This window comes from Segetibacter sp. 3557_3 (genome assembly GCF_004354985.1).
Classification (GTDB): domain Bacteria; phylum Bacteroidota; class Bacteroidia; order Chitinophagales; family Chitinophagaceae; genus Segetibacter.
The window spans coordinates 21557-37301 of sequence record NZ_SMSK01000016.1; the positions used below are offsets into that span (position 1 = coordinate 21557).

Annotated in this window: 13 protein-coding genes; 12 read left to right on the plus strand and 1 reads right to left on the minus strand. The window is 47.2% G+C overall.

Annotated elements, in window-relative coordinates:
* Positions 1-8: 8 nt before the first annotated feature.
* The 6 genes from EXU57_RS19515 to EXU57_RS19540 all read left to right on the plus strand — a co-directional run bounded on the left by EXU57_RS19515 (position 9) and on the right by EXU57_RS19540 (position 7173).
* Entirely contained in the window at positions 9-1448 is a 1440-nt protein-coding gene (locus tag EXU57_RS19515) for a SusD/RagB family nutrient-binding outer membrane lipoprotein (protein WP_133269937.1), read from the plus strand.
* Positions 1449-1855: 407 nt separating this feature from the next.
* Positions 1856-3241, plus strand: a complete 1386-nt coding sequence (locus EXU57_RS19520; protein WP_133269938.1) for an aromatic amino acid lyase — start codon at positions 1856-1858, stop codon at positions 3239-3241.
* Positions 3242-3312: 71 nt separating this feature from the next.
* Positions 3313-4167 (plus strand): N-acetylglucosamine kinase, encoded by an 855-nt coding sequence (locus EXU57_RS19525; protein ID WP_133269939.1) that lies wholly within the window; start codon positions 3313-3315, stop codon positions 4165-4167.
* Between the two features lie 148 nt (positions 4168-4315).
* Positions 4316-5137, plus strand: coding sequence for an N-acetylmuramic acid 6-phosphate etherase (gene murQ, locus EXU57_RS19530; RefSeq protein WP_133269940.1), 822 nt, complete (start codon positions 4316-4318; stop codon positions 5135-5137).
* 52 nt (positions 5138-5189) lie between these two features.
* Positions 5190-6404 carry a T9SS type A sorting domain-containing protein gene (locus EXU57_RS19535; RefSeq protein WP_133269941.1) on the plus strand — a complete coding sequence of 405 codons (1215 nt, stop codon included), beginning with the start codon at positions 5190-5192 and terminating at the stop codon, positions 6402-6404.
* A 205-nt stretch (positions 6405-6609) separates the two neighbouring features.
* The gene (locus EXU57_RS19540; RefSeq protein ID WP_133269942.1) at positions 6610-7173 is read left to right on the plus strand and encodes a hypothetical protein; all 564 of its coding nucleotides are present in this window, start codon (positions 6610-6612) and stop codon (positions 7171-7173) included.
* A 62-nt stretch (positions 7174-7235) separates the two neighbouring features.
* On the opposite strand, the gene EXU57_RS19545 is transcribed toward EXU57_RS19540, so the two are convergent.
* Positions 7236-9386 (minus strand): penicillin acylase family protein, encoded by a 2151-nt coding sequence (locus tag EXU57_RS19545; protein WP_133269943.1) that lies wholly within the window; start codon positions 9384-9386, stop codon positions 7236-7238.
* A 469-nt stretch (positions 9387-9855) separates the two neighbouring features.
* On the opposite strand from EXU57_RS19545, the gene EXU57_RS19550 reads away from it, so the two are divergent.
* From EXU57_RS19550 to EXU57_RS19575, 6 genes are all read left to right on the plus strand, one after another.
* Complete coding sequence (locus tag EXU57_RS19550) at positions 9856-10566, plus strand: phosphatase PAP2 family protein (RefSeq protein ID WP_133269944.1); 711 nt, start codon at positions 9856-9858, stop codon at positions 10564-10566.
* An 83-nt stretch (positions 10567-10649) separates the two neighbouring features.
* On the plus strand, positions 10650-11621 hold the full coding sequence (locus EXU57_RS19555) for a phosphatase PAP2 family protein (RefSeq protein WP_133269945.1): 972 nt from the start codon (positions 10650-10652) through the stop codon (positions 11619-11621).
* Between the two features lie 54 nt (positions 11622-11675).
* Complete coding sequence (locus EXU57_RS19560) at positions 11676-12092, plus strand: EamA family transporter (protein ID WP_133269946.1); 417 nt, start codon at positions 11676-11678, stop codon at positions 12090-12092.
* A gap of 318 nt (positions 12093-12410) precedes the next feature.
* Entirely contained in the window at positions 12411-12809 is a 399-nt protein-coding gene (locus EXU57_RS19565; RefSeq protein ID WP_133269947.1) for a GPW/gp25 family protein, read from the plus strand.
* Positions 12810-12960: 151 nt separating this feature from the next.
* Positions 12961-14835 carry a type VI secretion system baseplate subunit TssF gene (locus tag EXU57_RS19570; protein ID WP_133269948.1) on the plus strand — a complete coding sequence of 625 codons (1875 nt, stop codon included), beginning with the start codon at positions 12961-12963 and terminating at the stop codon, positions 14833-14835.
* Positions 14835-15734 (plus strand): hypothetical protein, encoded by a 900-nt coding sequence (locus EXU57_RS19575; protein ID WP_133269949.1) that lies wholly within the window; start codon positions 14835-14837, stop codon positions 15732-15734. Before EXU57_RS19570 ends, EXU57_RS19575 begins: the two co-directional genes overlap by 1 nt.
* The last annotated feature ends 11 nt before the right edge of the window (positions 15735-15745 follow it).

Genomic DNA, 15745 nt, shown 5'->3' on the forward strand with positions numbered 1-15745 from the left:
CACAACTTATGCGCATACAATCTTTTTGTTTTATACTACTTACTGCTGCGCTGTTTGGCGCTTGTAAAAAAGACTACTTATCGGTAAACGAAGTCAATCCCAACCAAACACAAAGCCCCCCAATCAATGGCTTACTGGCAGCAGTAACCTATCAAACCGGGATCAATTATTTCCGGGCAGGCGACTTCACCTCTTATTATGTACAATACCTGGCTTCGCCAAACGTGGGTGGGCCGTCGGACATTTACGAAAATGCAGACCGAAGCTCTTTCTGGTTTAATACATCAATTACGGGTACAAACCCTTTCGGCGGCGTTTACAATACCGTTATGGATGGCCGGGTATTGTTGCAACAGGCCAGGGCTGCTAACGCTTACGAACACATGGGTGTAGTAAGGGTTACGGAAGCTATGAACATGAGCCTGATGATCGACCTGTTTGGCGATGTGCCCTATTCCGAAGCTTTCAACCCGGCCATCTTTACACCTAAGTACGACAAGGCCGAAGATATTTTTAACAGCTGCCTCGTATTACTCGACTCAGCGATTGTCGACTTTCAAAAGCAGAATCCTCCAATCAAACTCGATGCAGCAAGCGATCTTATTCATGCCGCTTCGGTTCCGCGCTGGATAAAAACAGCACACGCCATAAAAGCCCGTTTACTAAACCGGTTGAGTAAGCTACCAACTTATAATCCAACCGCTATACTTGCTGAAGTTGGGCTCGCATACGCGAACAATAACGAAGATGCGCAGGTAACAAAATTTGTTACCCGTAATCCCTGGGGACAAGTTGCACAAAACAACGCGCAAAACCTATTGGATGGCTGGATGAGCGAGCAGTTTATCGATGCATTAAATGGTACAAGTTTCGGCGTGGTTGACCCCCGGCTTAAGCTCATTGCTACCACAACGGCAGCAGGCACCTACAAAGGCACACCCAATGGTAAAGGGCGTACCGGAAGTGGTACCACGAGAGACGAAAGCTACCTTTCTGTCACGGGTTTTTATTCAAAGCCCGATGCGCCATTACTACTGGCCACTTATGCCGAAATGAAGTTTATCGAAGCAGAAGCGAGCTTTGCAACTGATCGGGCACGCTCATACCGCGCATACCTCGCAGGCATAGAGGCGCACATGGACAAACTAGGCGTACCTGCCGGGGAAAAAACCGCGTACCTGTCGAACCCTGCCGTGGCAGTCGGCGAAGCCAATCTAACCCGCGCACTCATCTTTAAGGAAAAGTATGTTGCCATGTTCCTCCATCCCGAGTCATGGACCGATGCAAGAAGATTTGATTACGCCTATAAAGATTTCACCCTGCCCAATGGGGCATTGTTGCCAACCTACATCCGCAGAGCCGGATACCCATCATCGGAGCTCAGCCGTAATGCAGGCAATGTTCCTAACATTACCGCCTTGTCCGAACGGCTTTGGTGGGATAAATAGTGCTGTACCAAAAATCAGGGCTTCCAATCGGAGCCCTTTTTTTTGCCCCCGAATAGGAGATTGATCCCAGCAAGGGAATAATGATGGCGCTGTACCCGGTTTTTTTTGGGGACCGGCAGAAGTTCGTTATGGAGCATCCTTGCCACGCTCGGTTCACAGGCATATATTCATGGCATCGGGAGATCGTGCACGCATCACGCTTTACTTAAAAACAGTCGTGTAAACGGGAAAGCTGTATAGCAATCGGCGTTCAATTCCGTCAAGCGCTTGGTAGGTAGTCGTTGAAGTAATGGCATTTTAAATCGGGACACCATATAAAACCTGCAAGAGCTATAGCTTTTCATTGTAGTAGTGGTGAGCAGCTTAATTCTTATAATTTAACTACTTTGCCGCTCCTAACCGCTCCTATGAGTTACAACTATTTGCCACTCGATCGAAAATGGCTGAGTTTTCAGCAAGTTAAAAACCTGCTTGATTTTGATCAGCTGGTTTCGATTACGTTTGATGCGCATGAAAGAATACTAAAATGTCGCAACTACCTTGAGCATAAAACTCCGGGGGCAACGCAAACCACTTTAGACCTTCGCAAAGAACAACTGACCTATAACGAGGTAAAAGGTAGCCCGGCGCTGTATAAAGAGGTACCCGCGGACGTCGTCAAACTGATGTTGATGCTTAAAATAAAGTCGCTCAGTTTCGGCTATAGTGGGGTAAGAATAGAAATTGTGAAGCACTTGTTAGAGATGTATAATCACGGGCTGCTACCCGTCATTTTTATGCAAAGTCAACCCTCAAATAAGTTAAGCCTTTCGCCACAACATCAGTTCGGCCTTGCTGTAGCCGGCATAACTGATTTATCTTCTGTCGAGGCGCAGCAGCAATCGGCAACGACAATGCAGGGGTTGAACTGGCACGAGTTAGAACCCGACATCCGGGAATACCTGGCTTTAAGCAGCGGCACCCAATTCATTACCGCATTTGCGCTTTATGCACTAAAAAAAGCTGAACAACTTATCGACATCAGCAATCTTATTGCCGCCCTTTCCTTTGATGCTGCTGGCTGTAACAGCATGTTGCTCCATGAGCAGTTGCAGGGCTTAAGCAAACACCCCGGCCAGGTAAAAACTGCGGCATTGTTGAGGACTTACCTGGGTGATCGTGGAGACCTTGCCGGTAGTGCACAGGACATTTCAGGCGATGCGAATTTTGCGGCTATCCCGGTAGTGCACGGTGCTGTTCGCGAAACCTTTGACCACGTGCTTAAGGTGTTGCTCGAAGAAATTAATTCGGTTAGTGAAGCCGTAGCTGTTTTTCCTGATGAGGATCTTATTCTTTCGGCTGTTGATGGCGGCAAAGAAGAACCTTTGCTCCTGGCACTTCAAAGCTTGTCGTTGGCAATCGAAAAGCTGGCAGTTGCGTCTCAAGGGAGGACAAACATCTTAATGGCTTTGATGCAACACACCGAACATCCAGGCACCACAGCCATTAGTAATCACAACCATCCGCCCTCGACGAGTAAGAGCATGTACCCCGATGATGAGGGCGGTGTTTTCGTAAGCCGGTTGCTTGATGTGATGGAGCATTGTTTCAAGCTGGTGGCAACTGAACTTATTGCCGCAGTTGATAACCTGGATCGCAAGGGTTTGCAGCCAACCTCAACAATACTCAACGCTGCCTATTCTGATTTTAAAACAGTTGTTGCAAAACATGATACAAAGCTTATAGAACAGGTATACCAGGTTGCGGCAGGGCACTTTGTATCAACTTACAAGCCGGGAAGAACAGGAGACTAACCAGGTTGCGGGTTTGCGAAGGCGCAGGCGATGAGCCTTTAAACTTTTTGATTGAAGATGAAACCATAGCTATGAAAAGAAAATTGATAGCCGACAGCGGTGCAACGAAATGTGAATGGTGCCTGGTCGGGGATGGTAAAACAACCACGGTGTTTACGCAGGGTATTAGTCCATACTTTCTATCGCTTACGCAAATCGTATCCCTGCTTCAAAAGGAACTTTTGCCCTTTTTAGAGGATAAAGAAATTCACGAGGTTTTTTACTATGGCACCGGCTTAAGCAACCCCGATAACGTAATTACCATCAAAGCAGCACTAAAGCAGCTTTTTGCAGATGCAAGTATTGAGGCCCACACCGACCTGCTTGCAGCCGCCCGGGCGCTTTGCATCAAGCAAAAAGGTGTTGCCTGTATTCTTGGTACAGGTAGCAATTCCTGTTACTTCGATGGAAAGGAAGTAATCAAAAACAGTCCGGGTATAGGCTATGTATTAGGAGACGAGGGTAGCGGTGCCTACCTGGGCAAAAAAGTGATCCAGTATTTTATGTACAACACTTTTGATGAAGATCTGCGGGCAAGGTTCGATTTCAAGTTTCAAACCAATGGCAACGAGATCCTGGAGAACGTTTATAAGCAGCCATTGCCAAACAGGTACCTGGCCTCTTTCGCCATCTTTCTTGCAGAGAACAGGGGCCATTATATGATAGAGAATATACTTGAGGATGGGTTGAACGATTTTTTCTTTACACACCTTTCAAAGTACAATGAAAGCTGGAAGTTCCCGGTTCACTTTGTGGGCGGCATATCTTTTGCCTTTAAAGACGTTCTGGCTGAACTTTGCAACAGCTATGGATTTGATACAGGCACAATACTTCAAAATCCAATGCAGGGGCTAACAATATATCACCGGGATGACAATGACCAATAATCCTCCGGGTTACCCGGATTAGCGGATGGTTTGACGGTGATGGATTTGTCACTTGCATGCATGCCAAACAGGATACCTGGTTTCAACAAATTTTCAAATCATGGTTCGTAAGCACGAACCACACAAATGCCCGAAGGGGTTACGTTGCATGTCTAACTTCATATTAACCACTGAACAACCATCGGAATATCGTCACCTCGACCAGATGTCGATAATGGAAATACTCACAAATATTAATGCTGAGGACAAAACGGTACCACATGCCGTGGAGAAACAAATCCCGCAGATTGAAAAGCTGGCTGCAGCCATAAGCGATCATATGCTGGCCGGGGGACGGCTGTTTTACATTGGTGCGGGTACCAGTGGTCGTCTCGCAATAGTAGATGCGAGTGAGTGCCCACCTACTTTTGGGGTTCCTTATGGTCTTGTGATTGGTTTGATCGCGGGTGGCGATAAGGCAATTACCCAGGCGGTTGAGAATGCCGAAGACAGTACGGACGACGGTTGGGCGGATCTTGAAAAAAGGTTTGTGAGCGAAAAGGACGTTGTTGTTGGGGTAGCGGCAAGCGGAACAACACCATACGTGATAGGCGCATTAAAGGAGTGCAGGAACCGGAATATCGTAACGGGCTGCATTGTTTGTAACGAAGGTTCACCTGTTGCCGCTGTTTCCGATTACCCGGTGGAAGTGGTTGTCGGCCCCGAGTTCGTAACGGGCAGTACCCGTATGAAAAGCGGAACCGCCCAAAAGCTTGTACTTAACATGCTTTCTACCAGCGTGATGATCCAACTGGGCAGGGTAGAGGATAATAAGATGGTAAACATGCAGCTCAGCAACGAAAAACTGGTGAACCGGGGAACTAAAATGGTAATGGATCAACTGAAAGTTGACGACGAGAAATTTGCCAAGGACTTGCTTTTAAAGTACGGAAGCGTGAAAAAGGCGGTCGAAATGGCCCGGCTAAAATAAATTAACTTCAAAACAGCTTATTTATTAAATTAGTGGAATAAACCAGGTGCTTATGAAAAAGACAATTCTACCTATTTCAGCTTTTGCTGCCGCTTTTTTATCCCTGACTGCTTCAGCGCAGTCAAACAAAACCTTCGCTGTCACCAGTGAGTCCAAGGGTACTTACAACTGGACCGTGGTACGCGAAATCGATCTTGCTACCGGTGAGGTTATCAAAGACCTTTATAACTCAACTGTTAATAAAAATGTTACGGTCAAATCGGAAAGTTCCGATGTCGCGCAATTGCGTTTAGATCAAACCTCGCCAATGTCGCAAGGTGTTGCGGCTGCAGCCTTCGACGCCAAACACAACCGTCTTTACTTCACAACAATGAGGGGCACCGATCTCCGCTACTTCGACCTTAACGAGGCAGGCACTACGATCAGTGTAAATGCAAATAAGAATTTCAACACCGGAAACAAATTCGACGAAGCAAATGTGATTACCAGGATGGCATTTACAGCCGATGGTCTTGGCTATGCCATAACCAATGATGGCAAACACGTTATCCGTTTTACCACTGATCAAAAGCCAACGGTTACCGACCTGGGCCAGCTGACCGATGGTAAAGACAACGGCACCATCAGCGTGCATAACCAGTGCAGCAGCTGGGGTGGCGATATGGTCGGTGATGCATATGGGAACCTGTATATGGTAACTTACCGCAATTACCTGTTTAAGATCAACCCACAAACACTTATTGCCGACCTAGTGGGGCAAATCAAAGGCTTGCCTGCCCAGTTTACATCTAACGGTGCAGCCGTAGATGCAAATGGTGAATTATTCATCAGCAGTGCAATGATGGCAGATAATTACTTCAAGGTTAATATCTCCACGCTTGATGCTACCCCATTACACAAGAAAGAAGATAAGGTGTACAATGCATCTGATCTTGCAAACAGCAACCTGCTCTATCAGAACAAAAGTGTTACCGATACTAAGAGCCGTCCCGAATTAAGAGGCAACAGTGCCGTAAGCATTTATCCTAACCCGGTGGTTTCAAAGTCATTTACCGTACAGTTCGATAAGGTACCTGCCGGTCAATACAATCTTGCTTTAACTGATGCATCGGGCAGAAATGTGATGACCAGGTTAGTAAAGATTAGCCTGTTCGGACAGGTTGAACGCATTAGCCTGCCGCGTGCTTCCGGTGGCGGTGTTTACATGTTAAAACTGACCGGTGGCGATCGCCAGGTAGTTTACAACGACAAAATCGTAGTTCAGTAAATCAATATTTTCTACACGAAGGGCTGCCGAAAGGCGGCCCTTTTTTTGTTTGTAATTTTTTGTTGGATTTTTACGGCTTAATGATGATAATAACTAATGTGTGGTTATTTTATCCTACTATTGAGGCGGTAGCCCAGGTGGTGTAACAACCACCCGGAACAGGACAATTGATGTAGTGACCCAGATTTTTTTAACAGGAAAAGTAATGCACGAAATAGAACCTTTTTTTAATTGGCGCCATATGTACATGGCTGAAGAAGACGAGCGATCGCCATTCTTTGGTCGTACTTATAGTGAATTTGAATACTCCCAGGCTGTTTACAACTACTACATTCATCCGCAATGGGATGAGTTTGGCAGCCGGACCCTTTACATGAAGATTTTATACGTAGACTATACTGAAAGCTTTGCCATCATCGAGCTTCTTGGCGAATGGAACGATGCCATTGAAAACGACATCATGGCGTTAAAACGCGATGTCATCGACGCCATGTTTGCTGAACATATCACGAAATTCATACTGATTACCGAAAACGTATTGAACTTTCATAGTGGAGATAAAGATTACTATGAAGAATGGTTTGAAGAAGTAACAGATGAAGGTGGGTGGATTGTTGCGCTAAACATGCCCGATCAAACCCAATACGATTTTAAACGACGTAAGTTGAACTACTATGTTGAGTTAATGGACATTCCAACCTGGCGGGTATTCAAGCCGCAGCATTTGTTCGAAAAGATCGACAACGACATCAGCCGGCGGCTCGACTAAATGGAAAGCGATTAAACAGGTAAGGCCTGCTCTTTACATGCTGCGCGCCCTGGTGCGGGTCATCATTCTCCAGGCCGGTATTGTCGTTCTACATGCTTTAGCACGTCCGTTTTATAAAACCATATATCGCGTAGTTTGCCTTGCAAATACAGGGGAGCCTGGTCGGTGAAGTGTTTAGATTCCTGGCGTCCGCTCTGCCCCCCAGCCAATATAGCTTTTGCCTTTACCGTTTTGCCAAACTCAACTGCAGCTACAAAACTGTTTCCCCCAACGCCATAACGTTTATTTACGCCAGGGAACCGTCTGCCGTCAAAAGAGGGCAGGCAACCCCATGCCGAAGACACCATGCCTGAAGGCAGGCTTGGTTGCTTGTCGTCGTAAACCTGCTGGATATTTTCGGAAAGTCGCTGAAACCTGTTCACCTCACCCCAGGCAACTTTCCATGTACCAAATTGCTGTTCCAGCTCAGTAATTACTTCCTGCATCAACTTAACCTGCTCCTGACCGGGGATCGTTTCCGCCATGCGGGTCATGTCGGTTACGCTTCTTGATGCTCGGGACCGCTGCAACATCTTATTTCCCCATTCCACTGCAAGGGTCGTTGCCACGGATCCAACCGAGCTCCTTAGGTTCCACTTTTTTAATGTGTCGATTACGGCTTGCAAACTGGTGTTGTTGGCCCCGCTTCCCGCAGCTTTAATAAGCGGTGGCAGGATAACTTCAAAGGCAGCCAGGTAGGTATCGTAGCCCGCGCCGATAAATTTGTCGAGGGTAAAGTTTTTTTCTTTGCTGAGCAGGCGTACCGCATTTATTCCCCTAAAGTTTTCTGCATCAGGAGCCATGTAGGCAGGGTAATCACCTTGCTTTGGACTCGAGGGCCCCGACACGGTGAACGGTGTGGAATTACAATTTTGTATCCAACCGGTTGCAGGATTGTACACGTGGATCACTTCTTTAATATCATGTGGTCCTTTCCATTCCGTGGCAGTAATCGTACCGTCAACGGGTTGGGTCCAGTTGAAGGAAGTATCGCGCACGGGCATAAAGTTTCCGTGCCAGTAAGCAATGTTTCCTTTATCGTCGGCGAACACCGTATTGTTGGAGTTGTTGGCTTTAAGTTCCATTGTTTTCTCGAAGTCTTTGAAGCCACCGGCCTTTGTTCGTAACCACGACTGCATCAGCGCGTCCAGTGACCGGTTGTATTCTTTAAGACTCAGCCAATTACCGTTTCTGCTACCCAGTACCGGCCCGTGATGGGTAAAGTACGCGGTAAGTTTCTTTTCCAGCATCGACCCATTGGATAAGTATCGGAGGCTAACCGGCCTGGAGACGACCGGTAAAGTTGTGTTGTTATAGCTGTAGTAAATTGCCGAATCCTTTTTTGTAATCTGCTCAAGGTAGAGATCAGATACATCAGCCACGCTGGAAGTATGCATCCAGCCACAATGTTCATTGAAACCCTGGTATACAAAAAACTGTCCCCAGGTTACTGCGCCATAGGCATTCAACCCCTGCTCGCTGACCATATGCACTTCCGGCCTGAAGTAGAAGGTAACGTGCGGATTGATATAGAGCATGGCATTTTTCGTGGCGGTACGCAAAGGCGCAACAGCAAAACCATTCGAACCTGTCTCGCTAACCTCAGTCGCAATATTTGTAAATGCTGTTGCAGTAGATAAGGTATTGCCATACAGATTTTTCATGTCATTAATCGTAAGCCCACCTGTTTGGGTAGCGCTTATACTTCCATCGGTGCGCATTAACGCAAACCAGGGCTCATAGCGGTTGATGAGCCTTGGTGTTCTGGTTGGGTTGTTCGACAGATAATAGTTGAGGCCATCTGCAAACGCATCCATCAACCTGCGAAACCATAACGGGCTCTTCTGGTAATCGTTTTTAGCTGCTGTTGAGTCGTAGATAAGCTTCATTTGCAGATCGTCGTACAGGGCACTTTCTCCTTCCAGTTCCGACAAGCGGCCGAACATTTCGAGGTAGTTGTATTCGACACGCTTGTAGTCATCTTCACATTGCGTATACATCAGTCCAAAAACAGCATCAGCATCGGTTTTGCCGTATATATGAGGGATGCCCCAGGTGTCCCTTATGATGTTAACCCGGCCGGCTCTCTCACGAAACCGGTCGGTCTCTGTTTTGCTAAACGTTTGTGCAGCCGTGTAAATGGGTAGCAGGAACAACAGGGATAATAGTCGCATGAATAAACTAGTTTAAGAATAGAAATTTGCAAACGACAAATTACTCAAATTCACCCTAACGACCGGTGATATTGTCGTTCAGTAATATTCTTGTGCAATAGAGATGCTTTTGGATTAGCACTTTGACAAACCCGAACGTTTAAAATCCATGTGAAGCATAGGTTGGACCTGATCCAGGAGGCTCAAAAAAGAAGAACACAGAAGATTATAACTAGCCCAATTATGCAACTACCTGCTCCTGGTCGAGACACTAATCTTCTTCTCTCATCAAGGTGCAGGCAAACAAAGAAGATTTAGCAATGTAGTTACCCGCCATCATGCGGATTGTATTACGAGGCGCCTCTGACAATTGCATCCATGTACTTTTTAATCCTGACGCATTGCAGCAACAAATGGGTCTGCGAGCACAGTGGTGTATCCCTGATTGTGGGGGCATGTCAATTGCATCGCAAATTCCTAAATTTACCAGATGCACGAAGATCAATCCGGGTTGAAAGAAAATGCGAAGCGATTTTCCGTGCGCCTGATGATCATCATTGCGCTGTTTGCGGTAGTGCTTATTCTCTTTTGGATGTTAACCGATGAGGTCGTGTTTGAAAAAGAAAACAGCTTTGACCTTCGCGTGCATGCCTTGCTGGCCAGCTATGCCAACCCGCGTTTGACCGGGATCATGGAGTTTTTAACGTTTTTTGGTTCAAGGGCATTTCTGTGGCCCTGTTACGGACTGATGGTGTGCTATTACCTTTTTGTAAAGAAAGATAAAGTAAATTCATTAAGCATTGCTGCAATTGCACTGTCGGGAGCGGGTGTTTTATTCCTGTTGAAACAAACCTTTAAACGACACCGGCCGCTTGAGCCTTTGTTGCAAAACGTTGACGGATTTAGTTACCCAAGCGGGCATTCTTTTTCGGCATTTACGTTTTGCGGGGTGGTGTGCTACCTTGTTTGGATAAGCTCAATCAAAAGCGTGTATAAGTGGATCCTTTCCGTTTTATTCTTCTGCTTTGCAACTTCAATAGCATTAAGCAGGGTATACCTGCATGTACATTTTGCTACGGATGTGATTGCAGGTTTCGGGTTAAGCTTTTTATGGCTGCTCTCCTGCTATTTTGTACTTCATAGAGCAGGGAAACTAACGGGGGTTTCGGAACATACTAAAGGCAGGTCAACCCAGGCCTAGCAAGCCTGCCTTAAATCTCGCGTTAACGCTAAGCGCCTGCAAACCTGGTGCAAGGTTCTTAACTAAACGACATCGAATACAAAATGATAAAAGTGCTTAGTTATTTGATGTCCGCAATCCTCTTCCTGTTGCCCCTCGTTGGCATGTCTCAACAGGATACCCTAATTCAAAAGCTGGACAGCTTAACCCAACAGGCGGACAGTGCGGGTGGACAGGTGAACAATATAAACGCACAAACCTATAACGCATACACCAGCCTTACACCGGCTTCGTATCTTAAGTTGCTTGGGAGCGATTTGAAGCAGCAGTTTACCAAGCCATTTCATATGAAAAAAAAAGACTGGGGTAATCTTGGCAAGTTTGCCCTCGTTGCCGGCGCACTTGCATTTGCTGATAGACCCATTCAGCGCAATGTGGCCCCGATCATTACCAAAAACAGGGGTATAGCTAAAGTAAGCGGTTTTATCACCGATTTTGGCGGCATCTACGAAGCATACACACTGGCAGCACTCGGAACTTACGGGCTCATTGCTAAAAACCAGAAAATACAAACCACGACACTCCTGGCAACACAGGCTTTTATTACTGGTGGATCGCTTGAACGGGTAGTTAAGTTCCTTTCTGGCAGAACCCGTCCTGCGTTTTATGCCACGGGTGAGGAGCCCAGGCCGAGGTTTTTAGGACCGTTTGCAAAAGCGGCAAGGGATGCACCGGGTGGGAGGCTATATGGCTCATTCCCGTCGGGGCACACCACCGTAGCTTTTGCCGCGGCCACGGTGTTTGCCCTTGAATACCGGAACAAACCAATCGTTCCCGTAATTGCATATAGTGCAGCAAGCCTGATTGGCCTGAGCAGGATTTTCGAGAACAAGCACTGGGCCACGGATGTACTCGCCGGTGCAGCAATCGGCTTCCTGGCAGGCAGGAATGTCGTCAATAACTATCATCGTTTTGCAAAACTCAAATCGCCGAAATCAAAAACAAAAACAAGCATGTTGATCAATATCAACTATTTCAACAACCAGCTTGTGCCTGGTATTGTTTGTCGCTTCTGATGCTGGCTGTTTACTAGTCTTGCTCATTCACACTTCAATCGTAACCTTTTATTTATGTGGGTAGTCTATGCTTTGTTGTCGGCGGTTTTTGCTGCGCTAACGGCCATCTTTGCCAAAGTAGGGATAAAGGGCGTAAACACTGATCTTGCTACGGCTATTCGCACCGTTGTTGTGTTGGTACTTGCATGGGCTATCGTATTTGCAAGAGGCGCAGGAGGGGGGCTTTTGACATTAAGCCGGCAAAACCTGCTGTTTCTTGTGCTCTCCGGCCTGGCTACTGGCCTCTCCTGGATATTTTATTTTAAAGCATTGCAGTACGGCAATGTGTCGCAGGTTGCGCCTATCGATAAGCTTAGCCTGGCGCTCACCATCTTGCTGGCCTTCGTTTTCTTAAAGGAACCCATGACCTTGAAAACCCTTGTTGGAGCAGGGTTAATCATTGCCGGCACAGTGGTGCTGATTAGCAAGTAAACATCATGGTTACGACGCTTGCAAACAGGCGGTTGCCACTGCACCTGCATCTTATACTGGCATCTCTCATGGACTGATCCTGGTTGAGCGGTTCAGGTTTACTGAGTTAAAAAATATTAGAGAAGCATGATGCGGACCAGGTAAACCCAAAAATCACCAGGAATTAGCATTCGTTGACTTCGGGATCACGTACTCTTAGAGACGCAGCGAAAATATATTCCGTAAATAATTGCCACCGTTTAGTGTTTTCAGAAGTATTTATTATTTTAAAACAAATTATTTGTGTTGGCCAATTACAACTGCCCAATTGATTTTTCTATGTTAACTGCTGGCCACACATTGCCCTTGTGCGGTGAACTGCAATCCATAAACAAGCACCTTGAACTGATAATTTTTACGCGATTTGGTGAACACAGCAGTGACCCTACATTTGGTTGCGAGATTTGGGATATGGATTTTGAGCTAATCGGGAGTGAAAACTTATGGTCGGAAAAGCTTCGCCGCTCGATGCTGCGTTCGGTTGTGCAACATGAACCCCGCCTGAGCAATATTGTAATCACGATTACCATCAGGGAAGTAGCACGTAATACGCCTTATGCACCCTTTATACAATTGAAGAACAGGGTAGAGGTAAGCCTTACAGCTAAAGTGAATAAAACAGGAGATCCTTTTTATTTTAATATGGAACTATACCTGGGTCCGCTTTCGGTTGAATGATGAATCAACTGCTGAAGGGCAGGCGGATAGGAGTGGATACCCCGCTGAAGGTTCTGTGCGCGGGAATGTGGCGGAGTAGCAACGGATAGCCGCAACCACCGACGAACCTGTTATGGGGGCCACTGCCCCTAAAAAAGCAAAACCGTTCACCATGGCACCGGAAGAAAAAACCACTAAGGAGCAGATCAGGTTGCGGATGTTGGAGCATGCCATGCACTTTTGGAAACTCGATGACCTTTCGGACCTTGACCCCCTGGTAAAACTGTTGCTCGAGGCAATTGCCGGGGAATTGTACGACGTGTCGAACGAACTTGCAAACACGAGGGTACGATTACTTGAAAGAGTTGCTGCCCTTCTTTTGCCAGAGACCTTAACGGCAGCAATACCTGCCCATGCAATCATGATTGCACAGCCCGTGGAGCCGGTTGAGCAATTAACTAATAAGTCAGTATTTTATTTGACGCACAAGCTTGCAGCCGGCGGCAACGGAGGGATAAGCGAGAACGTTTTGCATTTTACGCCGGTAGGTAATGTAAAGCTTTCGAAAGCCCGGATCAGCTACCTGCAAAAAGGTGACCAGCTTATTCGGTATGATGAACATTTTAAAGCACACCAAACCACTTTGCCGAAAAGCGAACAGGGCAATGTGCAGAGCGTTTGGATTGGCTTGATGTTACCGGGAGCATTGACCACACCCCAGTCAATAACGCTTTATTTAAACGCTGAGGCTGGCCCTGACGGTTTTATCGGCCAGGGTTATGCCGAACGTTCACAATTTTTTGTTGACGACGTTGAACTCCCGACAGCTCCCGGGTTGGAACAGGAACCTGAGGCCGAAAATACCCGCGCCTATGGAAATGCAGATCATAATGTTTTGCACCTTCAGTCCAAAGATGTTTACAACTTTTACCAGCAACGATTTATACGATTATTGTTGCCGCCCAACATTGGTGAGCGAAGAACAACCAGTTTTCCCACCGAAGTCAAAGCAAGGTTGAGCGCTGTCAACCCTGTTACCGCCGAACCCGTATTGTGGATTAAAGCCCGCTTTCCGTTGGGCACCCGGCAACAGTTTATCGATGCGCTTGACGTGCATTTGAATGCTTTTCCAGTGGTTAACCGACGGCTTACAGAATTGCATTACAGCTTACGAGGGGGTAGTAATCTGATACCGCTAAAGACGGACCCAGCCGAACACCTGGTTGCTGTTGAGTCGGTTGATGATGGGGAAACCGACTATGTAAGCTCAATGGCCGATATACCTACAAACAGTATAGCCGGTACCTATTACTTAAGGTATGAGGGACTCGAGCGGTTCAAGCAGCGGGATGCGCGTGAGCTGATCGAATACCTGCAGGAACTTATCAGGAGTGAGGCGGCCGCATTTTCGGCTTATGGGCACGACTTTATCGCAACCACCATCAAAGAACTTGAGCAACGATTGGTCACCATTGCACAAAAGACACCAGGGCTAAATGAACAACGAACTCCTTATCTGAAGGTGAAACCCTTGCCAGGAAAAAACCCGTTCTTCATTTCCTATGTTACCACAAATGGGGTTGTTGCTAATGGCATTGCTGCAGGCACCCATTTACACGAGCTTTCAGGAGCAAAATTGAAAGCAGGGTCAATGCGGCTACTAACAACAACCCATGGCGGAAGGGATCCGCTTTCCTCAACCGAACAACTAAATGCTTTTAAATACAGCCTTGCAACACGAAACAGGATTGTAACGGCAGATGATATCCGGAGCTTTTGTTTTTACGAGTTGGGCGACCGGTTGGCTGATGTTAGCATAACCCGCGCAATGGCATTATCCAATCATCCGCAAGAGGGTTTTGTGCGAGTCATCAATGTACTTCTGACCCCGGCAGATCATCAGGAACCGGGTGATCCTGCCTGGGGCCTCCTGTGTGAACAGCTACGCACCAGGTTACAATCAAGATCGGGCATGAGCATGAATTACAGGGTTGCTTTGGCAGCCGGGGCGCTACCAGGAACGGCCATACTAAAGAGATACCAATAATGGAAATTTCCCGCCAGGATATTACTGCAGCTGCGTTTGCCGCAAGCCTCGTGGAAAACGGCATGGATCAAAGTAAGGTGCTTATTGTACCAACCGGTGCGTCGAAGCGAAGTTGCCGGACGGATGTTGCCTGGGCAGATCAACCCGTTGTAGCGGAGGCTGACCCTTACCACATCATCCGGACACCAAGGCAAGGTTTGTACGACAGGCTGCCGGAAGGCCTTTTTCATGCGCCGGCTTTGCGTGAAAAGGGCGGAGGTTTAGCTGCAGCAATTGATGCAATGAAGCGCCGCAGGGCAGAAGAGCAAGCGGCACGTAATTTTTTCCTGCCTTTTGAAGTTGCGCTTCATGATGTTGCGGTATCATTGGCGCTGGTGGAGAATAGCTTTAGTGACCCGGCTATGGTGAACGAGGTTGCGCTTGTTTTTAAAAAGTTTTGGCCGTTGCTGGAGATCCTTGATCGACGCCAGTCGGCGATTTTTATAAAGTGTATTCCTTTTCTTCACGAGCTCCGTGACGATCACCATCAGATCAGCGCGTTGTTGACGGATATACTGCTGGTACCTGTAACGGTTTCACTGGCGCAGCAACAGGTGCCTGCACCGCCAGTTACCCCACCAATGGGTGCCGCTTTCCTGGGTATCGATGTTGTTACCGATGGCCCCGCATTTGGTGAAATGGAGATTCTGATCGCTGTGGGGCCGATGGATGTGAGCCGGCATGCCGGGTTTATCGAGGGGGGTGCTGACCGCAGGATACTAGAACAATTGATTGATTACCTGCTTCCGGCAGATATGGACGTGCTTATTGCACCGGAACTTAAAAAAGAGGATCGTGTGCTCCGATGCCGTAACCACAACGACTCGAATTGTTTGTTGGGCTTTGATACTTATCTCTAAGCCTTGTTGTC